This window comes from Cobetia sp. L2A1, assembly GCF_009796845.1.
GTDB lineage: Bacteria > Pseudomonadota > Gammaproteobacteria > Pseudomonadales > Halomonadaceae > Cobetia.
On sequence record NZ_CP047025.1, the window covers coordinates 2,150,248 to 2,171,189 of the forward strand.

17 protein-coding genes are annotated in these 20,942 nt (G+C 55.8%); 10 read left to right on the forward strand and 7 right to left on the reverse strand.

Features of this window, described 5'->3' with window-relative positions; translation table 11 throughout:
* Positions 1-22: 22 nt before the first annotated feature.
* Positions 23-2,548 (reverse strand): beta-glucosidase, encoded by a 2,526-nt coding sequence (locus GQR90_RS09310; protein ID WP_158773865.1) that lies wholly within the window; start codon positions 2,546-2,548, stop codon positions 23-25.
* Position 2,549: 1 nt separating this feature from the next.
* Positions 2,550-3,851, reverse strand: a complete 1,302-nt coding sequence (locus GQR90_RS09315) for an MFS transporter (RefSeq protein ID WP_158773866.1) — start codon at positions 3,849-3,851, stop codon at positions 2,550-2,552.
* A gap of 511 nt (positions 3,852-4,362) precedes the next feature.
* Here GQR90_RS09315 and rihA point away from each other — a divergent pair.
* The 3 genes from rihA (at position 4,363) to GQR90_RS09330 (ending at position 7,405) form a co-directional block, all read left to right on the forward strand.
* Positions 4,363-5,307 (forward strand): pyrimidine-specific ribonucleoside hydrolase RihA, encoded by a 945-nt coding sequence (gene rihA / locus GQR90_RS09320; RefSeq protein WP_158773867.1) that lies wholly within the window; start codon positions 4,363-4,365, stop codon positions 5,305-5,307.
* 85 nt (positions 5,308-5,392) lie between these two features.
* Positions 5,393-7,051: a GMC oxidoreductase gene (locus tag GQR90_RS09325; protein WP_158773868.1), complete on the forward strand. Its 1,659-nt coding sequence runs from the start codon at positions 5,393-5,395 to the stop codon at positions 7,049-7,051.
* A gap of 126 nt (positions 7,052-7,177) precedes the next feature.
* Entirely contained in the window at positions 7,178-7,405 is a 228-nt protein-coding gene (locus GQR90_RS09330) for a glutaredoxin family protein (protein WP_158773869.1), read from the forward strand.
* 45 nt (positions 7,406-7,450) lie between these two features.
* Here GQR90_RS09330 and GQR90_RS09335 read toward each other — a convergent pair whose 3' ends face one another.
* The gene (locus GQR90_RS09335) at positions 7,451-7,627 is read right to left on the reverse strand and encodes a hypothetical protein (RefSeq protein WP_158773870.1); all 177 of its coding nucleotides are present in this window, start codon (positions 7,625-7,627) and stop codon (positions 7,451-7,453) included.
* Positions 7,628-7,908: 281 nt separating this feature from the next.
* Positions 7,909-8,058 carry a hypothetical protein gene (locus GQR90_RS09340; protein WP_158773871.1) on the reverse strand — a complete coding sequence of 50 codons (150 nt, stop codon included), beginning with the start codon at positions 8,056-8,058 and terminating at the stop codon, positions 7,909-7,911.
* A gap of 354 nt (positions 8,059-8,412) precedes the next feature.
* Here GQR90_RS09340 and GQR90_RS09345 point away from each other — a divergent pair, with 354 nt between their 5' ends.
* Positions 8,413-8,730 (forward strand): hypothetical protein, encoded by a 318-nt coding sequence (locus GQR90_RS09345; protein ID WP_158773872.1) that lies wholly within the window; start codon positions 8,413-8,415, stop codon positions 8,728-8,730.
* A 642-nt stretch (positions 8,731-9,372) separates the two neighbouring features.
* Here the strand turns inward: GQR90_RS09345 and GQR90_RS09350 are convergent.
* Positions 9,373-10,038 carry a GntR family transcriptional regulator gene (locus GQR90_RS09350; RefSeq protein WP_158773873.1) on the reverse strand — a complete coding sequence of 222 codons (666 nt, stop codon included), beginning with the start codon at positions 10,036-10,038 and terminating at the stop codon, positions 9,373-9,375.
* Positions 10,039-10,322: 284 nt separating this feature from the next.
* On the opposite strand from GQR90_RS09350, the gene GQR90_RS09355 reads away from it, so the two are divergent.
* The 4 genes from GQR90_RS09355 to madM all read left to right on the forward strand — a co-directional run bounded on the left by GQR90_RS09355 (position 10,323) and on the right by madM (position 14,952).
* Complete coding sequence (locus GQR90_RS09355; protein ID WP_233266187.1) at positions 10,323-11,783, forward strand: malonyl-CoA decarboxylase; 1,461 nt, start codon at positions 10,323-10,325, stop codon at positions 11,781-11,783.
* A gap of 102 nt (positions 11,784-11,885) precedes the next feature.
* The gene (locus tag GQR90_RS09360) at positions 11,886-13,430 is read left to right on the forward strand and encodes a malonate--CoA ligase (protein WP_158773874.1); all 1,545 of its coding nucleotides are present in this window, start codon (positions 11,886-11,888) and stop codon (positions 13,428-13,430) included.
* Positions 13,431-13,662: 232 nt separating this feature from the next.
* Positions 13,663-14,178, forward strand: a complete 516-nt coding sequence (gene madL, locus GQR90_RS09365; RefSeq protein WP_158773875.1) for a malonate transporter subunit MadL — start codon at positions 13,663-13,665, stop codon at positions 14,176-14,178.
* 12 nt (positions 14,179-14,190) lie between these two features.
* Positions 14,191-14,952 carry a malonate transporter subunit MadM gene (gene madM / locus GQR90_RS09370; RefSeq protein ID WP_158773876.1) on the forward strand — a complete coding sequence of 254 codons (762 nt, stop codon included), beginning with the start codon at positions 14,191-14,193 and terminating at the stop codon, positions 14,950-14,952.
* A gap of 149 nt (positions 14,953-15,101) precedes the next feature.
* Here the strand turns inward: madM and GQR90_RS09375 are convergent, their stop codons facing one another.
* Positions 15,102-16,094, reverse strand: coding sequence for an alpha/beta hydrolase (locus GQR90_RS09375; protein WP_158773877.1), 993 nt, complete (start codon positions 16,092-16,094; stop codon positions 15,102-15,104).
* Between the two features lie 14 nt (positions 16,095-16,108).
* Positions 16,109-18,274 carry a TonB-dependent siderophore receptor gene (locus tag GQR90_RS09380; RefSeq protein WP_158773878.1) on the reverse strand — a complete coding sequence of 722 codons (2,166 nt, stop codon included), beginning with the start codon at positions 18,272-18,274 and terminating at the stop codon, positions 16,109-16,111.
* 133 nt (positions 18,275-18,407) lie between these two features.
* Here GQR90_RS09380 and GQR90_RS09385 point away from each other — a divergent pair, with 133 nt between their 5' ends.
* Positions 18,408-19,460 carry a helix-turn-helix transcriptional regulator gene (locus GQR90_RS09385; RefSeq protein ID WP_158773879.1) on the forward strand — a complete coding sequence of 351 codons (1,053 nt, stop codon included), beginning with the start codon at positions 18,408-18,410 and terminating at the stop codon, positions 19,458-19,460.
* A gap of 141 nt (positions 19,461-19,601) precedes the next feature.
* A complete protein-coding gene (locus GQR90_RS09390; protein WP_158775424.1) occupies positions 19,602-20,894 on the forward strand; it encodes an O-acetylhomoserine aminocarboxypropyltransferase/cysteine synthase family protein in 1,293 nt (430 codons plus the stop codon).
* Positions 20,895-20,942: the final 48 nt, after the last annotated feature.

Below are 20,942 nucleotides of genomic sequence, written 5' to 3' on the forward strand. Positions count from 1 at the left end.
CCTTTTCAACTTACTTAGTTTCTCAAGTCAATGCAATCCGCAGTCGTTTATCTCCCAGTCCACGTGCAATGATCAGTTCTCCTTGTGCCAGTATATTCCACTGAGAAGTTGACGCATCCCAGAAATTGAATAAACGAGGATCACACTTGATGGATACAGTCCCCTGATTCCCCGCTGACACATCCACGCCTTGATAACCCACCAGGCGTATTGGTTGATGATCATCATCTGGTCTGAAGTAGACCTGCACTGTTTCCCGAGAATCCATGGCGCCTGTATTCGATAGCGTTACCTTTACAACACATTCACTCCCGGGAATATAGGAACATACACTGACGTTTTCGTAGTTCCATACGCCATATCCCAACCCACTGCCAAACCAGAACAAGGGGGCTGGCGAAATGTCCTTGTCATAGCCACGATAACCTATACAGGATTTTTCCTCATATACCAGATTCAAGTTGTCATCGGGTTGAACGGACCACGCGGGAGATGCACCATCCTCAATGGGATAGCAAGTCACAAGTCGTCCAGTAGGTTCACTACTGCCGACAATGACATCTGCTATCGCATGTCCGCCCTCTTGGCCTGGCAAGCCGGCAATCAGGATGGCATCGACATCATCTGCCCATGGCATCAAGACAGGGGTGGCTGCATTGACGATGACAATGGTCTTCTTGGCCACATTGGCGACACGAGCGACCATTTCATTCTGTCGTCCCGGTAGCGAAAGAGTTGCCTTGTCAGCACCTTCTGTCTCTGCCTCATCCGTAAGCCCGACCATGACGATAGCAATATCTGACGTTCTCGCGCTATTTTCGGCCGCGATCAGAGCCTCTTCATCAGTATGTCTTCTCGGGATTGCCGCCAGTGCAAACAGTCCTTGAGACGTCATTTCAAACATATGACTTTCATCAGGAAGGGAGATGTTCAGTTTCTGCTCCAGTTCATGACGCCAATCGATGATATTGAGATCCAGTGTTGCTCTGAGAATCTTGCCGCCTACGCGGGTAAACAGACGTGTGGTAGAAGCAGGACATATGACAGATTCACCCGGGTCAAAACTCTTGTAGGAAAGTTTTTCAGAATAGGATTCATCATCAATCGTGATGGTCCATGAACCTGCACCGATACCTCCTACCTCCCAGTCAGAACATGTCTTTGATAACCGGGTTTCAAAGATGATTCTATGCGGAAATTCTTTCACGCCATCTTCGCGTTCCAGAGTGATGGCAGCGCTGCCTTCTGACCAGGATCTCATTACCTCGTCATTTTCATCCAGGAAAACAACATGCATACCCGGCTGCCCACTCTGAGGGTCAGAAATGTACTGAGTATCAGCAGGCAAGGGTCGCTCACGAACCTCCACTCCATCGACGATTTCAAGTTCAGTCTCCAACTGCTGAGCCAGCGCATCAGCCAGTGAAATCTGGTGAGGAGGATTGACCTTGGCAGACCCACCGCCCATGCATACCGTATCAATGGCATGTCGACCTATCAGCGATATCTTTTTATCGACGTCTGACAGGGCATTGTTGAGTGGCAATACATCATTGTTGTAAAGAAGCGTCATTCCGCGTGACGCGATACGGCGCAATTGTTGTCTTCTTTGATCAGCATCGGGAGCGAGACATGAGTCATGAGAGTCGAATTTGGTATCAGAGTCCAACTTGCCTGCTCGATCAGCCAGCAGCAATAATCTACTGACATGCTCATCCACGGTGCTTTCAAGCACAGCGCCGCTTTCCACGGCGGATATAAGACGTTGCTTCCAGGGACCACCGGGGCCTGGCATCACCAGATCCAATCCTCCATTGACGGAAGAAACAGTTGATTTGGTCGCATACCAATCACTCATTATCAATCCGTCCCACCGCCACTCACCTTTCACGATGGTATTCTTGATCTTGTCCTGAGACGATGCCGGCAAGCCATTCACATCATTGTAACCAGACATCATTGACCAGACATTGGCATCTTGTACTACCATTTCAAAGGGTAAAAGATACAGTTCCCGAAGTGTGGATTCATCAACGACCGAGTTGACAAAATTGCGCAGAGTTTCTGATTCATTGGCGACCAGATGTTTCAGACACGCGCCAGTCCCGTTGTCCTGCATACCTTGCACATAGGCGGTGGCGGTGCGTCCTGTCAGATAGGGATCTTCAGAATAGGCTTCAAAAAGTCTCCCTCCCAAAGGGCTTCGATGCAAATTGATGGTAGGCCCAAGCACCACATCGACCCCTTGACGCGACGCTTCCTCGGAGAGAATCACGCCCACTTCTCTTGCGATATCATCATCCCACGAGCTCGCGATCAAGGTGGCATTGGGCAGCAGTGCGACTTTATCGCCATTGAGTGCCTTCAGCCCTCGTACACCTGTCGGTCCATCTGAAAATACCAGGGGCTGCAAGCCTATTGAGGTATTGCCGTGTAATGTGAACGCTGACTTTCCGCTCAACAACTCGACTTTTTCCGCAAGTGATAGCGTATTTATCTTGTCCGCATACTTGAGGGAACTGTTGTCAACAAAGACACTGGAGTTCATGTCATTTCACCTTTTTAATCGGAAGTATTGTAATAGCCCCCAATAAACCGGAGACCCCAGCTACAATCAACAGGAGATGATAATTCGGATCCCCTGAGGTTATATTCAATAGTATTGCTCCGATCAGAGGGGCCAAGGACTGAGGTAATACTGCGGCCATGTTGAATACGCCCAAGTCCTTGCCACATCGATCAGGATTGGGGAGCACCTCCAGGACAAGCGCCATATCAACACTGGTATAAATACCAAAGGCTGCGCCCAACAAGGCTTCGGCAATATAAAACTGCGTTACAGAATCAAGATGAATCAACGAATAGGTGCCTATCGAGAATATGACGAGAGATGCAAAGACGAAGATTTTCCGTTTCCCCAATCTGTCTGATATCTTGCCTGCCAGGTAGCCACAAACTACAAGACAAATGGTATAAGCCAGCACTCCATTGAACACTATATCCACGGCATTGTTTTCTGAACTGAAGTGTTCTATTACGTACGGCAAGCGATAGGTCGTGAAAAGAAAGGTAGAGAAGATGACAAGGAAACGGGAAAGCCAGGCATAGCCAAAATCAGAGTGCTGCACAGGATTGATCCAAAACGCTTTCAGCAAATCCTTGAGATGAAATTCTGTCGCCACCTCTTCATTGGGTGGATCTTTCAATATCAGGGCATACCCCAGCATTCCAGCAACCCCGATGAAAGCAGGTACCATGAACAGCAGGAACATGTCATCCGACAGCTTGCTGGCTAACCACGCAGCGGCAAGAACCCCAACATTCTGGGCAATGCCTATTACCGCAGAGACTTTTCCGTATTGAGTACGTGGTAATTGATCGGATAGTGTTGCAATGAATGGTCCAAATGCTGCATTGGCCCCTAATTGTGCACAAAACCATCCTATCAATAGAACGGAGGTGCTATTTGCCAGGCTTATCATATAAAGAGATAACGCCATAAACAGCACGCCACCCACGATCCAGGGGCGTCTACGACCATATCTTGACCGGGTACGATCTGAAAGATAACCAAACAATACATTGCCTATCAGTGCTGCTATGGCGCCAATCCCCAGCACATTCCCGACAATATTGGTTATTTGCAGTGGGTCGCTGGAAAGCGTCTTTGCTTTCAAGACCATTGACACCATGACAGGGCCCAATAACGCAACAAATAGGCAGAATTGTGCAAATCCCAATGCCGCTATGAACATCGCGCTCTTGGGCATTATGGCAGTGGCATCATAATTGACTAGAGAACGACTCTGATTACGATTGGGGACATAGATATTATTGTTGCTGTATGCCATTTCCTTGCTCCTATGTGAGAAATCACAGCGGCACCAGGCTGGTAAAGCAACACTAGCAGTGAATAGTTAACAGTAACTATTAACAAAAGGTATTTGCTCCAAACGTCTTTACGACTTAAGACATAACGACGCAGGAAACTTTTGACAAATAATAAACCGAAGAATAAGCGTGAAACGGCGTATCTCTATATTTAACAAAGTTAATTAACCGAAAACCCCTACACCTACCAAGTTCTCAGTCTCTGAACACGACTCAACATCCACCACCTCTCACGCCCTTCAGGACCCACTCTCAGACAAAAGACCCTCTTTCAAAAAGCCTCCGCGATTTCCCTGCCTCCACGACGGCAAGGTTGTCGGGGGAACAACAGGTACTCGCTGACATCGCCAGCATCCGCCGCAACGACACGCCCCTCTTCAGGATGGCGTGTCGTTTTTGGATCAGGCATAAAGAGAGAGTGGGTCTAAGACCGCGACAAGACACAAGAACAACACAAAAAGGACATCACCCATGACACGCTCTGTCATTCTCGATTGCGACCCCGGCCACGACGATGCCATCTCGCTGATTCTGGCACTCAGCACTGCTGAGCTTGAGGTATTGGCCGTCACCACCAGTGCCGGCAATCAGACGCCAAACAAGACACTCAACAACGCACTGCGCGTGCTGACTCTACTGGGGCGTCATGATATTCCGGTGGCAGGCGGCGCACCCAAGCCGCTGGCCCGTGAACTGATCATCGCGGACAACGTACATGGCGAAAGTGGCCTGGACGGCCCCAAACTACCCGACCCCGCCTTTGCACCGGTCAAGCAGACGGCTATCGAGCTGATGGCCGAGAAGGTGTGCGCATGTGAGCAGGCCGTCACCCTGGTGCCCACCGGCCCGCTGACCAATATCGCGCTGTTTCTTGCCGCTCACCCGGAGCTGCACTACAAGATCGACAGCATCGTGTTGATGGGCGGTGCGGCGGGTGTTGGCAACTGGACGCCTGCCGCCGAGTTCAACATCTTCGTTGACCCTGAAGCCGCTGACATGGTGTTCAAGTCTGGCCTGCCGATCGTGATGTGTGGACTGGATGTCACACATCAGGCGCAGATCATGGACGAGGATATCGAGCGCTTTCGCACCATCGACAACCCTGCCGCCCAATGTGTCGCGGAGTTGCTCGACTTCTTCATGATCTACCACCGCGATCCGAAATGGGGCTTCACCGGCGCCCCACTGCATGACCCCTGTACCATCGCATGGTTGCTCCAACCGGAGCTGTTCACCGCGGTGGATTGCTGGGTCGGCGTCGAGACACAAGGCGAATATACCCAGGGCATGACCGTCGTCGACCGCTACCAGCTTACCGGCAAGCCGCACAACGCCAAGGTGCTGTTCGATATTGATCGAGAGGGGTTTGTGGCCTTCATCGTCAAGCAGTTGAAAGAGTATTCAAAAGCCAACTAGCGTCATGAAGCGCGCCGCTTCAGACTTAGCGTCAATAGATTCAGCGCCAATGGTTCCAGCGCCAATCAATACGTGAGGCATTGCCATGCAAAACGCTCGAGGCCACGATCATGACGATACGTTCGATTACGACTATATCGTCGTGGGCTCCGGGTTTGGTGGTTCGGTCTGTGCGCATCGCCTCACTGAGAAAGGCTATGACGTCGGCATCATGGAACAGGGCAAGCGTTGGACACCTGACAGCATGCCTCGCTCCAACTGGCATATCAGACACTGGCTGTGGCGGCCCATGCTGGGCCTGCGCGGCTTTTTCACCATGAGCTTCTTTCGCCATGTCATCGTGCTGCATGGCAATGCCGTGGGCGGCGGCTCCATCACCTATGCACAAACCCTGCTCGTGCCGCCCGACAAGGTGTGGGACAACGGCCAATGGGCGGCGCTCAATGACTGGCATGCCGTGATGCCGGGGCACTACGCCACCGCCAAGAAGATGCTTGGCGTCACCACCAATCAGATCATCGCGCCGGCCGATCTCGGCCTGAAACGCATGGCGGAAGTCGCCGGCTGCGAAGACACCTGGTACCCCACCGACGTCGGTATCTTCTTTGGCCCCGAAGGAAGTCATGACAAGGCCGCGCTCGGCACGGCGTATCCAGACCCCTACTTCGATGGCGAAGGCCCCGAAAGGCACAGCTGCATCGGCTGTGGCGGCTGCATGATGGGCTGCCAACATGGTGCCAAGAACACACTGGACAAGAACTACCTGTATCTGGCCGAGAAGCACGGCGCCAAGATGCATGCTGAAACCAAGGTGATCGATGTCGTGCCGCTCAATGGCAAGGCAGATGGAGAAGACGGTTATGCGGTGACAACGGTGCCTTCCACCTTTGCCGGGCTGACTCTTGGTAGAGGCAAGCGCACGTTCACCTGCCACTCCATCGTCTTTTCCGGCTCATCACTTGGCACGCAGGAGTTGCTGTTCACGCTCAAGGACAGGGGCTCATTGCCGAACATCTCGGCGGCACTGGGTCAGCGAGTGCGCACCAATGCGGAGTCTCTGATCAGCTGTCGTATCCCGGATAGCGAGGCCGACATGTCGAAAGGTATCGCCATCGGCTCTGGCATTCATATTGATGAATACACGCACATTGAAGCCACCCGCTACCCTGCCGGCTCTGACTTCATGGGGTTGCTGTTTACCGCGATGGCCAAGGGCAAGCCCGGCTGGACACGCCCTTTTTCATGGCTGAGCGCAATGGGAAAACTCTTCGTCGCCAACCCACTGCGCGCGATGAAATTCCAGCTACCGTGGAGATTCGCAAAAGAAACGATCATCTTCCTGTGCATGCAGACGGCAGATGGTCACCTCGACATGAAGCTGAAGCGGCTATGGTATTGGCCATTCCGCAAGGCGCTGGTGACTGAGGGCAAACGCATCGCCACCTTCATTCCTGAAGCGAATGATTTCGTCATCCGTGGCGCCAAGGCCATCGGCGCCATCCCCGGCAGCAGCTTCACCGAAGTACTGTTCAATATTCCGACGACAGCCCACTGCATGGGCGGCGCGGCCATGGCGGCCACTCCGGAGGAAGGCGTTTGCGATGGCCACAACCGCGTCTTCCACTACCAGAACATGCTGATCTGCGACAGCTCAATGCTCGCCGCCAACCTCGGCGTCAACCCGAGCTTGACGATCACCGCGCTGACGGAACATGCCATGAGCCATGTTCCGATCAAAAGCTGATCTTCAGGATGCACAGTGTGGGAAGTGCCGGTGCGGGAAGTGAACAACGGCTGGTATCATTGGCCGCCTATATCGAATGACAAGTGACGAGTGACAAGCTTGATTGATCAATACGGGAGAATATGAATGAAACGAGTGTCACTCTTCAGCATGTCGAACTGCCCACACTGCAAGACAGCCAAGCAGTATCTGGAACAGCAGAAGATCGGCTTCCGATTGGTCGATGTCAGATCCCCAGCGGGACAGAAGGAATTCGCCAAGACAGGCTTTCGCAGCGTGCCCGTCCTGAAGATTGGTGATCAGTTCCTGAAGGGTTTCAGCGTGAAAGGCTTCAATCAGTTGTATAAAGAGTGAGTAAGTCACTCCCAGTATTATCTTTCTCAATAAGCTAATCAATATTCATTTAACACCCACTTCATGGGCGGCGCGCTCAAGTGAAATTACATAAAAAAGACATATATTGATATCAAAGAGACTAATATCGACAATATGAATATAGTCGTGGCCGTCCAGAACTTCCTTTTCTCCATGAGCAAAATTGCCAATACCGATGACATTAGAGGGTAGTTCATGCACTCAAATTCATTACCTATTTTTCTGACATATAAATGTACGCTAGAGTCAACTTCCATTTGCAATCATGTTTGTTCTCCGAGTGAGGACATAATCTCACAAATATAATGTCAACATTTACATTTAGCGACTTGGCAATAACCTTACAGTCAATAGGCACGTATATTTTTATCGAGGCGTGGCCTTCGCATTATATTCACAAAATCCAGGATAGCATTTAGAATATATCAATCCAAGCCTGTGGGTATATTAATATTATTCTGTTATTATTTAAATAATGATAATCACCCCACCTCATGCAATCTTTCAATATTCGCCGCCAGATCCGTAAATCTCTCCCCTTGGATATGCACGTGATCCTTCAGCGCCTGTTCCACAGCAACGGCTTGGATGGCGGCGACGATGGGTTCTTGTTCCGCGAAGGAGCTGTGCATGCGGTGGCGCACGTGCAGCTACAAGCGACGACAGGGCTTGAGGATGACGTACTTCACGCATGATTGCTTTCAAGAAAGCACTAGATCTGCCTCGCTGCAACTATTCATTAGAATAATGAGATCAAACCCATCAGATAACTATTTGAATGTCATAATGATCATCATGTCTAGTGGCAGCGATGGCTTGGCCACCGATTGGGAGGTCCGCTAGTATCGGTCGAACAAAAATACTGACCATCATGATCATCAGGGAATGAGATCAATATGAAGAAATGGAGCATTGGCGTTGTAGTGGTGGTATCAACCACCTTGGTATCGGCGGGATGCTACGCCTAGGGTGGCGCAGAGTTGGCAGTGGCAGGTGAATCCTGGCTGTCGATACTGAGAAGGCTGCCGGTGGAGTTGGCGTCGATGGCGGTCATGGTCGGGGCATTGCTCGTGACCATAAAAATCAGAAATCCCGCCATCTACTTCGCTCCGGCGTACCTGCAAGGCGTGCTACCGCTGCTCAAGTTGATACTGGTTGGACCAAGCTGGCTGGAGACAAGCACGACATCAGGGCTAGTGATGACACTTGGCCTGACAGTGGCCATCGAGTTGATGGTGGTGATGTTCGCGTTAACACTTCATCGCCTTTACAAGGCACGCCAAACTGTTAGCGCAAGTCAGTGATTGAGGTGCTCTTCTTCACGCTGAGACTCAAGCGGATGGGGGATATTTCACCGGCAGTCATTCAGAGGTTTTATAGGCGAAGCCATCTATGATGTACGTTCTATCCAGGCAGGGCTCTCTAATAAACTCACCCTGCTGCTTGATGATTTGTACGTAATTTGCCCCACGAGCCACTGCCTTTTCCCTCAGTATAATGACTGCTCCTTCAAAATCCCCTCGAGAGCCAAACAGGCCACAACCATGCCCATGCGTTGCTGTTATTGGGCCTAGATTGCGATATTTCCCGCTTGGTGCGACATTCTGAACATCAACTTCTAGCGTAGCCTGTTGCAGGCCCGACGGCCCTGCAGTACATGCAGAAAGCATCAATACTGAGACGGAAGCCATTGCCATTCGTAACATAAAAACCACCTGATGACTGGCATATGATTCATATATAAAATCAATAAATCGTATAAATACCTATAAATTCTCCACACCCTACAAGACGCAGGGTACAGCATTTTACTGACAAGCAATACACGTAATATCGAACGATAATGCCCACCTTGATATTTTATGACATCAAAACTCTGTATTACGTGCAAAACCCTGTAAATAAATTAAAAAATATCAATATCAATAAATGGCCGATCATTTACTTCAAGCTGGTTCATGCAGCCTCTCTATATTAGCTACCAGGTCTGTAAACCTTTCCCCCTGGATATGCACGTGATCCTTCAATGCCTGCTCGGCAGCAGCGGCGTCGCCCGCTTCAATGGCGGCGACGATGGCTTCGTGTTCCGCGAAGGAGGTGTGCATGCGGTGACGAACATGAAGTTGTAACCGACGGTAGGGTTTGAGGATGGCATGCAGGCGCGTGGCTTCTTCGGTGAGGAAGGCGTTGTGGCTGGCGCGGTAGAGGCAGTGATGAAAGCAGCCATTCTCGTAGTAGTAGCCATTGGCATCGTCAGCTTTGAGACGTTCACGGCAGGCGGCATGGGCCTTTTTCAGTTCGATCAGTTCTTGCGGGGTGATACGCCGCGCGGCGAGACGTCCACACATGGCCTCCAGTTCTGCCATCACTTCAAAGCGTTCGACCAGTTCTGAAATTCCCAATTGCGTGACGAAGGTGCCGCGCTTGGGCACGACCTTCACCATTCCGGAGGCAGCCAGCTGCTGCAATGCTTCGCGAATCGGCGTGCGTGAGCATTCGTACTCGCGACCCAGCGCTTCGGGGTCGAGCTTGGTGCCTGGAGGAAAGCGCCCTTCGACGATGGCGTCTTCCAGCAGGTCGCGCAGGCGTTGTGCGTGAGACATCTTGATCATCAGCGGGGGTCCTTGTGCTGTCGTCTGACAATAACGGCACTGACGGCGGTCTGTCGCCTGACAGTCACCAAAAAAGTGACAGAACAGAGAGATGACTTTAGTCGTGTTGAGCGTTGAGGCGCTTGACGCTTACACGTCAGAAGCCTATCTGTTGTATACAACAAGACAAGAAAAATATATTAGCAAAAGACGCCATACTGCCAACATGACCCCGTTGCTGATGTGTCATGTGACGCAAGCCGCCACTGTTCAGCCGCCATGAGAGACCGCCACGAGGAACCGCCGTGAACATCAATCTCAGTTTTCTGCAGGACCTGTTGACCCACGTAGGCAACCGCGCCCGTCATCAGGTGGGACTCGGGCCGAGTCAGAGCGGCAGCGAGCATCCGCTGGCTCGCCTGACCGACAACTGCCATCGCCTGACGGAAAGCAGCGGTGAAGCCTCACGCATCATGATCGCGCAGCGCGCATTGGAGGATTACCAGACGCTGAATGATGACGAACGACGCGCCTTCTTTCAGCTGCTGGCAGACGAGTATGCCGCCAATGAGGATGGCATTCATGCCGCTTACGCGGCCTATCGCGAGTCGCCGGACAACGCCTGTCTGGAGAACCTGTTTTCTGCCTGCGAGCCCAAGCGCCAGTCACTGCTGCGCCGGTTGAACCTTTGCCCCGGCGGCACCTATGAAATCGTGCGCATGCGCGCTGACCTGCTGAAGGTCATCAAGGAACATCCAGAGCTCAAGCCGCTGGACGCCGATTTCGCGCACCTGTTCGCCTCCTGGTTCAATCGTGGCTTCCTGATGCTGGAGGCTATCGACTGGAACACCCCGGCGGCGGTGCTCGAGAAGATCATCCGCTATGAAGCGGTGCACGCGATTCAGGACTGGAGCGACCTGCGCGGCCGTCTCGACCCTGAAGATCGCCGCTGTTACGCCTTCTTCCACCCGGCCATCGGCGACGAGCCGCTCATCTTCGTTGAGGTCGCGCTCTGCAAGGGCGCGCCGGACAACATCCAGCACCTGCTGGCCAACAGTGGCCAGACCACCGAGCGCGAAGCGGATACCGCCGTCTTCTATAGCATCAGTAACTGTCAGGCAGGGCTGAAAGGCATCTCGTTCGGCAACTTCCTGATCAAGCAGGTGGTGCAGGAACTGCAGCGCGAGCTGCCTAATCTCAGCCGCTTCGTCACGCTCTCCCCTGTCCCTGGTTTCAGTCAGTGGCTATCCAAGGCACGTGAAGATGAAGCACTGGAAGTCTCGGACCTGCTGGCCGAGCAGCTGGCTCAGGGCGACTGGGTCGAACAGGACGACGTGCGCCAGAAGATGGCACCGGAACTGCGCGCCCTCGCCGCCCATTATCTCGTCAACGTCAAACATCGCAGCGGCCAGCCGCTGGACCCGGTGGCACGCTTCCACCTGGGCAATGGTGCCAGTCTGCATCGCCTCAACTGGCCGGGAGACACCTCGCACAACGGCCTCAAGCAAGCCCATGGCCTGATGGTGAACTACCTCTATGAGCCGCATCGCATTGAGCAAAATCACGAAGCCTTCAGCCGCAATGACAATGTGGTGTGCAGCAGCGACGTGAAAAAAGAAGCCAGACAAGGCGCCAATACTCTCGAAAAAGACAAGCGAGCGGTGGAGAAAGATACTAAGCGTATCGCGAAGAAAGATGCCAAACCGAGTGCCCGCGAGTTGGAGGCTTCTGACGAAAGGTCCGACGAACGCTCTCAGACCAGCTGATCAATAGACGACTGGTGATCGATCAAACGCCAACGGTTTACACCAATAACAACACGCCAACGTTTTGCACCAATAACAACACGCCAATACCAGGAAGACGTCATGAACCAGAACCTTTATCAGCAGTTCGCCGTCAATTTCACGCAACGTGCCGATGCCCCCTTCATGAGCACGCCCGGCGCCCGCAGCTACACCTTTGATCAAGCACGTCAGGCAGCGGGTCGCATCGCGACCGTACTGCGTGAGCTGGGTGTCTCGCCGGGCGATCGTATCGCCGTTCAGGTCGATAAAAGCTGTGAAGCCGTACTGCTGTATCTGGCCAGCCTGCAGGTCGGCGCGGTCTATCTGCCGCTGAATACCGCCTATACCGGCGAAGAGATTCGCTACTTTTTGGGCGATGCCCAGCCGCACCTGTATGTCTGTCAGCCCAGCGTGTTGGACACCGCTCGCCAGCTTGCCAGCGAATGTGGCGTCGCGTGCGTCGAGAGCTTGGGAGATGACAACGATGGCAGCCTGATGGATAAGGCCGCCGCCGCGCAGATCAGCAGCGATGTCGAACCGCGCAGCGGTGAAGATCTGGCGGCTATTCTCTATACCTCCGGCACCACCGGACGCTCCAAGGGGGCGATGCTCAGCCACGACAATCTGGCCTCCAACTGCATCGCGCTGGCCGAGACCTGGCGCTTCACCAGCGATGATCATCTGATTCACGCCCTGCCCATCTTCCACACGCATGGCCTGTTCGTAGCCTGCAATATCGTGATGACGGTCGGGGCGTCAATGACCTTCCTGCCCAAGTTCGATGCCGAGCAGATTCTCGACCTGATGCCCAGCGCCAGCGTATTGATGGGCGTGCCCACCTTCTATACCCGCCTGTTGGGATCGGATCGCCTCAATCGCGAGACGACTGCTGGCATGCGTTTGTTCGTCTCGGGTTCGGCACCGCTCTTGAGCGAGACGCACAGCGAATTCAGCGCGCGCACCGGCCATGCGATTCTTGAACGTTACGGCATGACCGAAACCAACATGAACACCTCCAATCCCTATGACGGCGAACGTCGTCCCGGCACGGTCGGCTTGCCCCTGCCGGGCACTGAGGTGCGCATCACTGATCGCGAGACGGGCGCGACCTTGCCGCGTGGCGAAACGGGCCTGATTGAAGTCAAGGGGACGAATGTCTTCACAGGCTACTGGAAGATGCCAGAGAAGACCGCCAGCGAGTTCCGCGAGGATGGATTCTTCATCACGGGGGACCTCGGCATGATCGACGACAACGGCTATATCTCTATCAGTGGCCGCGACAAGGATTTGATCATCTCCGGTGGCTACAACATCTACCCGAAAGAGGTAGAGCTGCTGATCGATGACCTGCCAGGCATCAACGAATCTGCCGTGTTCGGCGTCGCGCATCCAGATTTCGGTGAAGCCGTCTGTGCCGTCGTGGTGATGCAGTCAGGCCAGCAAGGCCAGGCCAGCGAAGCCAGCATCCTCGCTGTACTGCAAGACAAGCTGGCTCGCTACAAGCAGCCCAAGCGCATCTTCTTCATCGATAGCCTGCCGCGCAATGTGATGGGCAAGGTACAGAAGAAACAGCTGCGCGATGAATATGCAGATCTCTTTGCCGTAAAACACGAAAAGCACGCTTGATGGGCACCTGGAGCAGGCTCGATACACGCCTGACTCACGCCTGAAAGACAGCGCGCACTGAAGGATTTCACTCTCGACCACCGGCAGGCGATATCGCCGTATCCCACTGCCGGTGGCTACCTCCACCCCTGACATCGGATCACTGATCCAACGCCTGATTCTCAACGACACACGTGTCAAAACGCCAACGTACGCCACAAGACAACACAACAACAACGAAGGTACACACGCCATGGTTATCTACGGAGTTGCCCTGCTCGCAGGGTGCATGATGGCGGGTCTCGTGATCGGTGACCTGCTCGGACAGTTACTCAATATCGATTCAAATCTCGGCGGTGTCGGTATCGCCATGCTGTTGCTCATCTTCATCACCGGTGTGCTGAAAGAGCGCGGCAAGATGGCCGACAGTACCTCCAACGGCATCAACTTCTGGAATGCGATGTACATCCCCATCGTCGTCGCCATGGCCGCCAGCCAGAACGTGGCAGCGGCCTTCAGCGGCGGCATGGTCGCCCTCGTCGCCGGTGTACTGGCCGTGGTACTTGGCCTGGCGCTGGTGCCATTGCTGACGGGCAAACGTCCGCCCGAGCCCGCTGACGAAGAGCATCCCGAAGGTGGGATGGACGAAGGCACCCGCTTCACGCCGGTCAGGACTTCCGTCACCACCGGCGCGCCAGTGCTGGACCGCAGTCGTCACAGCGCACCTGCGAGCGCGTCTTCCATCACGCCCCCCACCCACCGCCAGTAAGGAGGTAGCATCATGATCGATTCCATCGTCAGTCTGTTCGACAAGTATCATCTGGTCGCCGCCTTCGCCGTGATTGGCCTGGCGATGTATGTGGCCTACTGGATCAGCAACAACCTCACGCGCGGCAAGCTGCACGGCTCCGCCATCGCCATCATTCTGGGGCTGGTTCTGGCCTATATCGGCGGTATCACGACCGGCGGTAGCAAGGGGCTTTCCGATGTCACGCTGTTTTCGGGCCTCGGCCTGATGGGCGGCGGCATGCTGCGAGATTTCGCCATCATTGCCACCGCCTACGGCGTCAACCTGAAAGAGATTCGCCAGACCGGCTTTCGCGGCGTGATCGCACTTTTCGTCGGCGTGTTCATCTCCTTCGTCGCCGGTGCGGGTGTCGCCATCGCCTTTGGCTATACCGATCCCGTCGATATCACCACCATCGGCGCGGGTGCCGTCACCTATATTGTTGGCCCTGTCACGGGTGCCACGCTGGGTGCCAGCTCCGAAGTGGTCGCGCTCTCGATTGCCGCAGGCCTGGTGAAGTCGATCCTGACCATGGTTGCCACGCCGATGACGGCGCGCATGATCGGCCTGGACAATCCGCGTTCGGCAATGATCTTCGGTGGCCTGATCGGGACTACCAGTGGCGTGGCCGCTGGCCTTGCCGCCACCGATGCACGTCTGGTGCCCTACGGCGCGATGACGGCGACCTTCTACACCGGCCTCGGTATCCTGCTCGCCCCGACAGTGCTGTTCCTCGCGGTACGTGCGGTGATGTAAACGTTGCTCTGGCGTGAAATAGCCGTAGAAATAAAAGCCTCAAGCATCAAGCACGACGGCGGCATCAACCAGGACGAAGAATGTCCAAGGCTGATGCCGCCGTCGTGTTTTTGTGACTCTCGATTATCTAGCTGTACACGCCTGCGCGATCAGCGGGGGTTCGAAAGGCTCTCGATTACCGTGCGCGCCGCGGGCCACATCACACTGCCGTGGTCCTCGTTCTCATACAGATTCCATTGCACCTGTGCCTGTGGGCAGCGTTCACGCAACTGACTGGCGTAGTCTCGCGCGTTGTCGATCATCGCCCGCGCGACACGCAACCGATCACGCTCAGGGGCATTGCGCTCTGGCTGTGGCGATTGCTCACGTCCGCCAGCGCCGATCATGACGGGCGCCATATGGCGTGAGCAATGCAATACCGGCGGCCAATGGGCAGAGTCGTGCTCCGCCAGCCACCACAGCGACGGGCTGATCGCGAAGATGGCGCCGAAGGCTTCGGCCTGTTGCTGCTGTGCATGGAGGGCGAACAGCCCTCCCAGCGAATGCCCCGCCAGTGCCGGACGCGCCAGATTGAGCGGATAACGCGCCGCCAGCGCCGGGGGCAAGGCCTGGGTCAGGTACTTTAGGAAACGATCGCCACCGCCCATGCCCTCGTGAGCCACGCCGCTGGTGAGGGGCGGCGTGAAGTCCTTGAGACGCGCCCGTGAGATGAAGGCGCGTTCCGGGGCGCGCTCCCCCTCTCCGGCGTAGCCCACCGCGACAATGGCAAGACTCGCGGGCGCCTTGTCAAAGCCACGACGTCCCAGTATGTCGCGCGCTGCCGTGAACAGATCCAGGTGGCGATTACCATCCAGCACCAGCAATACCGGATAGCCTCCCTGGGGCGGTGCGACCTTGGGTAACGCCACCTGGATCAGGTAGTCCTGCCCCGTGGCGCTGGAGTGCTGTGTGAACACTGTTGTCGTGCCTGGCAGTGCGTTATCGTCAGCGGCGTGAGTCATGGCAATGGCCGGCAAGCTGACAGCGCCGGATGTCAGCATGATGAGTCCCCATGCCTGTCGCCGCGCGAACAGCGTCATTCGCTTCACCATCACCCTCAAGGTATTGCGGTCTCTGCCCCGCTCATCAACTGTGGTCCTCATGCTCGACCTCACCCTCAGAACTCGTACTTCATGGTGGCCACAGCACTGGCCGGACGCCCGACGAAATTGAAGACACTGGCGGAACCGGCGCGCACGTAATATTCGCGGTCAAACAGGTTGTAGAAGTTCAGCTGGCCGCTGAGCTTCGGCGTGAATTCATAGCCAAGCATGGCATCGAAGACGGCATAGCCTGGTGCATGGATGGTGCCCTGGGTATTGTCGAAGTCACTCAGCGCAGTCATGCCGGCGCCGACGGAGATGCCATCCAGCAGATTGCCCTCGAAGCGATACTGACTCCACAGATTGACCATGTTGTTGGGCATCAGCATCAGCAGGGCATCGGAGCTACCGGCTTCCAGCACTTCGGAATCCATGTAGGTGTAGCCGAAGATGATATCCCACTGCGGCGTGATGTTGCCGACCAGCTCCAGCTCCGCGCCGGTGATGCGCATCTTGCCGGAATCCACCGAGTAATCGACGCTACTGTCTGTCGAGGAGGCGGCGCGATGACTGTCGGTCAACTGGAAGCCACTGATACGCGCATTCAGCGCACCGTTCAGGTAGCTGCCCTTGATGCCCAGCTCATATTGTTCGCCTTCACGCGGGTCGATCAGATCACCATCCTCGCCTTCGCTGGTCTGCGGTTCAAAGACCTTCGAGTAGCTGGCATAAAGGGAGTGATCGGCGTCCAGATCGAAGACGATGCCACCGTAAGGCGTGACGGCGGTGTCCTGCATGTCACTGCTGCCGCCATTGATCTTGTCTTCGGAGTCCACCGAGAAACGACTGACCCGTGCGCCCAGTATCACCGCCAGTGGTGAATAGGGTCGCAGCGTCACCTTGCCATACAGGCCCTGCTCATCGAGCTGGGTGCGCGTGCGCGACAGGCTATAGCCACTGACACCGTCGCGGGCGTTGCCGAGAATGTCGACATAGGCCAGGTTGTTCAGCTCGCTGATGCTGGCGCTGGAGCCGGTCAGATCGCTGGTACGGGCAGCGGTGGTGTCGGTATCGGTGGTCTTGTAATCGACCCCGACCACGAATTCGTTCTGGTTGCCGAAGGCATCGAAGCCCTGGGTGAAGCTGGCATCGACAGTCACCGAGGTCTCATCGGTAAAGCCGGCGTAGCCCGCGACACTACTGATGTCGCCGCTGTCAGTGAGTGCGGAGCCACTGTAGGCGTACTCATAATCCGCGCTGCGATCACTGTAACGCGCCGCCAGACGTCCATAGCCGCGCGAACTGAAACGGTGCGTCAGCTCGGCGATGACATCGGTGGAATCACTCTCGAAGCTGTTCCAGTCCGCGCCATAGAATGCGGAACTCCGGCCATAGCTCAAGTTGCCATCACTGTCGACGGGCTGACCCTGGTTGACGGTGATGTCCTTGGTGTTGTGAATCACACCCAGTGACAGCTCGGTATTCTCGTCAAGATCAATGTCCAGCGCGCCATAGAAATCATTCAGCGTGTTGTCGTTGTCATCGACCCACTGCGCCTGCTCGGTAGAGCGTGTCACCAGGCGTCCACGAATACGTCCGGCTTCATCGATGGGCCCGGAGATATCGACAGTGACACTTCTGTCATCCAGAGTACCGACACTGCCGCTGATGGAGCCCTGGAAGGTATCGGTCGGACGCTTGCGTACCAGATTGATGACACCGCCCAGCTCGCTCGTGCTGTTGAACAACCCCGACGGCCCGCGCATGATCTCGACCCGGTCTATCGCCGTCAGTGACGGCACGGAGCCGGTCAAGCTGGACATCGGCGCCGACAGGCCATCGATGCTGTAGGCGTCGTATTCATAACCGCGCGCAAAGATGGAAGAGCGCCCGCTGTCATTGCTCAACACCCGTACGCCAGGGGTGCGCTCCGCCAATTGATCCAGCGTGATGAAGTTCTGGTCTTCAATAGCGTCATGGGTCACGACGCTGACGGACTGCGGTATATCGCGCAAGGAGGCCGGCACCTTGGAGCCAACTGTCGCGGCGTCCACGCTGTAGCCACCACTTTCTTCACTGGACGCCATGTCATAAAGGCGCACTCCCGTCACCCGCTGGGTATCCAGCACCATCGTCGACTCTTCTGCCTGCGCCGGCAGACTCACCAGCACCACACCCGCGCCGATCATCCACCGACGAGTCCCAGCCCCACGCAGAACGCGCCCGTGTGAATTCATCATCTTCATCATGTCCCCTTGCTCGCTCATTTTTAATGAGAATTATTTGCACTTGGCGAAACAAGCGGGCATTTTGGCACTCCATGACGATAAAAACCTTTGCGAATTCCTCCCCAATGTTTGCAGGTGCGACAAGATGAGCGATGCCTCTCGCCTCCCCCCCCTTACTCGTTCCGTGATGACATCCTCGGCGGGCAGCACGCCACCGGCCATCATCGAACTCGAGGCCGTACACCGAATGGCACGTGCGCTGACGCGTGAGCATCAGTGTCAACCCGTGGAAGGCCAGTCAGGTGACGGCGCCCTGATCGGCAACATGCACATGCAGGAAGTGCAGCCGGGTCTTTTCATGCGACTCAATCGATTGCGCAAGCGCGCGGACCTCAGGATTCAGGCCTCGATCGATCCGTCACTCAAGATCTCCATCGTATGGCGGGGACAGCCAACGGTATGCTTCGGCAACAGCCCGCATCAGCTCAAGCCGGGTATCGCCCTGTGCATCGCGCTCAATGAAAGCACTGAGTTCAGCCTGCAAAGCCCAAGGAGTGCACACGAACACAGCGCGATACTGACGCTGACACCCGCCTGGCTCACACAGCATCTGGGAATCACGACTCCCAGCGCCGCCTTGCAGCTCAATCAGCATCTCGCCCATCACTACTGGCAGCCATCAGCGCGACTGATAGAGCGACTGGATGCGCTCAGCAAGCAGACACCAGAGCGACTGTCTCAGCGATTGGGGATGGAGTCCGCCGCCCTGGAAGCCATCAGTGAATGCCTGGCGTCCATCGCCTCGCCACTGGATACCGCATCCCGTCGCGGTGAAGACTGGCAGACACGACTGGACAGCTGGATACACAGCGGCGAGGCGGCCTACCTGAGCCAGGCAGAGATGGCGGCCCAGCTGGGCATGAGTCTTCGCCAGTTGCAGCGTCGTTACCGCGACACCTATGGCAGCTCGCTGGCACGTGACTTGCGGGTGCGACAGCTCACGCGTGCCGCACATCTGCTGATGGATCGCAGTGTCACGGTGGAAGCCGCCGCGGAGCTTGCGGGCTATCGCAGTGCGGCCAATTTCGCGACTGCCTTTCGCCGCCAGTTCGACCTCTCACCGCGCCAGCGTGAGCAGATAGCCCACCGCCTGAGCACGCCGCCGACAGCCATCGCCTCGCCCCAAGGGGCGGCGTGACGACAAGCTTTCGACTTGGTCTTGCTGCCTTGCTACTGTGGATGGCCGCCGCTCTCGCGCGATATGCGGCTCCTGGAATCCCCCGCTCACACCACGCCCACGTCACGCACGCTCAAGGACACTGTCATGTCGGTTGATAACATGAAGCTGGAATCGCTGGCCCTGCATTACGGCTATGAATCGGAAGCCACCACCAAGGCGGCAGCGGTACCGATCTACCAGACCACCTCCTATACCTTCGATGACACCCAGCACGGCGCGGATCTCTTCGACCTGAAGGTGCCGGGCAATATCTACACCCGCATCATGAACCCGACCAATGACGTGCTGGAACAGCGCATGGCGGCGGTGGAAGGCGGCATCGCGGCATTGGCCGTGGCCTCTGGCATGGCAGCCATCACCTACGCCATTCAGGCATTGGCTCAGGTCGGCGACAACATCGTCAGTACCAGCCAGCTATATGGCGGCACCTACAACCTGTTCGCCCACAGTCTGCCGCGCCAGGGCATTGAAGTGCGCATGGCAGCGTTTGATGATTTCGCCGGACTTGAAGCACTGATCGATGACAAGACCAAAGCGGTGTTCTGTGAGTCCATCGGCAACCCGGCAGGCAATATCGTTGACCTGCAGCGTCTGGCTGAGATTGCACACAAATACGGCGTGCCATTGATCGTCGACAACACCGTGGCGACGCCGGTACTGTGCCGCGCCTTCGATCACGGCGCCGATATCGTGGTGCACTCGCTGACCAAATACATCGGCGGCCACGGCACCACCGTCGGCGGCATCATCATCGATTCCGGCAAGTTCGACTGGGTTGCCAACAAGGACCGCTTCCCGATCCTCAACGAGCCAGACCCGTCCTACCATGGCGTCGTCTATACAGAGGCCTTCGGCCCGGCGGCATTCATCGGGCGTTGTCGTGTCGTGCCGCTGCGCAGTACGGGGGCGGCGCTGGCACCGCACAGTGCCTTCCTGTTGCTGCAAGGCCTGGAAACCCTGAGCCTGCGCATGGAGCGTCATTGCAGCAATGCGCTCACGCTCGCCGAGTATCTGGAGCAACACCCAAGCGTCAGCTGGGTCAACTACGGCGCACTGCCCAATAGCCCCTTTCATGCCACCTGCCAGAAGATTACCGGCGGCAAGGCTTCTGGCATCGTCAGCTTCGGCATCAAGGCCGCGGATGCTGAGGCAGGCAAGATCGCCGGCGGCAAGTTCATCGATGCGCTGCAGATGATTCTGCGCTTGGTCAATATCGGCGATGCCAAGTCATTGGCCTGCCACCCGGCCTCCACCACTCATCGTCAGCTGAATGAAGAGGAGCTTGCCAAGGCGGGAGTCTCTGCCGATCTAGTGCGTATCTCGGTGGGTATCGAACATATCGACGACATCATCGCTGATGTCAGCCAGGCGCTTGAGAAGGCCACGGCGTAAGGTTTGAGGTGTAAAGCGAAGACGTAAAGGCTTGAGACATGCTGCCTG

Bases quoted from the DNA above. Each gene is read 5' to 3' on its own strand.
- GQR90_RS09380 (WP_158773878.1), bottom strand. From the start codon at position 18,274: ATGATGAATTCACACGGGCGCGTTCTGCGTGGGGCTGGGACTCGTCGG.
- GQR90_RS09385 (WP_158773879.1), top strand. From the start codon at position 18,408: ATGAGCGATGCCTCTCGCCTCCCCCCCCTTACTCGTTCCGTGATGACA.
- GQR90_RS09315 (WP_158773866.1), bottom strand. From the start codon at position 3,851: ATGGCATACAGCAACAATAATATCTATGTCCCCAATCGTAATCAGAGT.
- GQR90_RS09360 (WP_158773874.1), top strand. From the start codon at position 11,886: ATGAACCAGAACCTTTATCAGCAGTTCGCCGTCAATTTCACGCAACGT.
- GQR90_RS09330 (WP_158773869.1), top strand. From the start codon at position 7,178: ATGAAACGAGTGTCACTCTTCAGCATGTCGAACTGCCCACACTGCAAG.
- GQR90_RS09325 (WP_158773868.1), top strand. From the start codon at position 5,393: ATGCAAAACGCTCGAGGCCACGATCATGACGATACGTTCGATTACGAC.
- GQR90_RS09375 (WP_158773877.1), bottom strand. From the start codon at position 16,094: ATGAGGACCACAGTTGATGAGCGGGGCAGAGACCGCAATACCTTGAGG.
- GQR90_RS09390 (WP_158775424.1), top strand. From the start codon at position 19,602: ATGAAGCTGGAATCGCTGGCCCTGCATTACGGCTATGAATCGGAAGCC.
- madM (WP_158773876.1), top strand. From the start codon at position 14,191: ATGATCGATTCCATCGTCAGTCTGTTCGACAAGTATCATCTGGTCGCC.
- madL (WP_158773875.1), top strand. From the start codon at position 13,663: ATGGTTATCTACGGAGTTGCCCTGCTCGCAGGGTGCATGATGGCGGGT.
- rihA (WP_158773867.1), top strand. From the start codon at position 4,363: ATGACACGCTCTGTCATTCTCGATTGCGACCCCGGCCACGACGATGCC.
- GQR90_RS09310 (WP_158773865.1), bottom strand. From the start codon at position 2,548: ATGAACTCCAGTGTCTTTGTTGACAACAGTTCCCTCAAGTATGCGGAC.
- GQR90_RS09340 (WP_158773871.1), bottom strand. From the start codon at position 8,058: ATGCACAGCTCCTTCGCGGAACAAGAACCCATCGTCGCCGCCATCCAA.
- GQR90_RS09350 (WP_158773873.1), bottom strand. From the start codon at position 10,038: ATGATCAAGATGTCTCACGCACAACGCCTGCGCGACCTGCTGGAAGAC.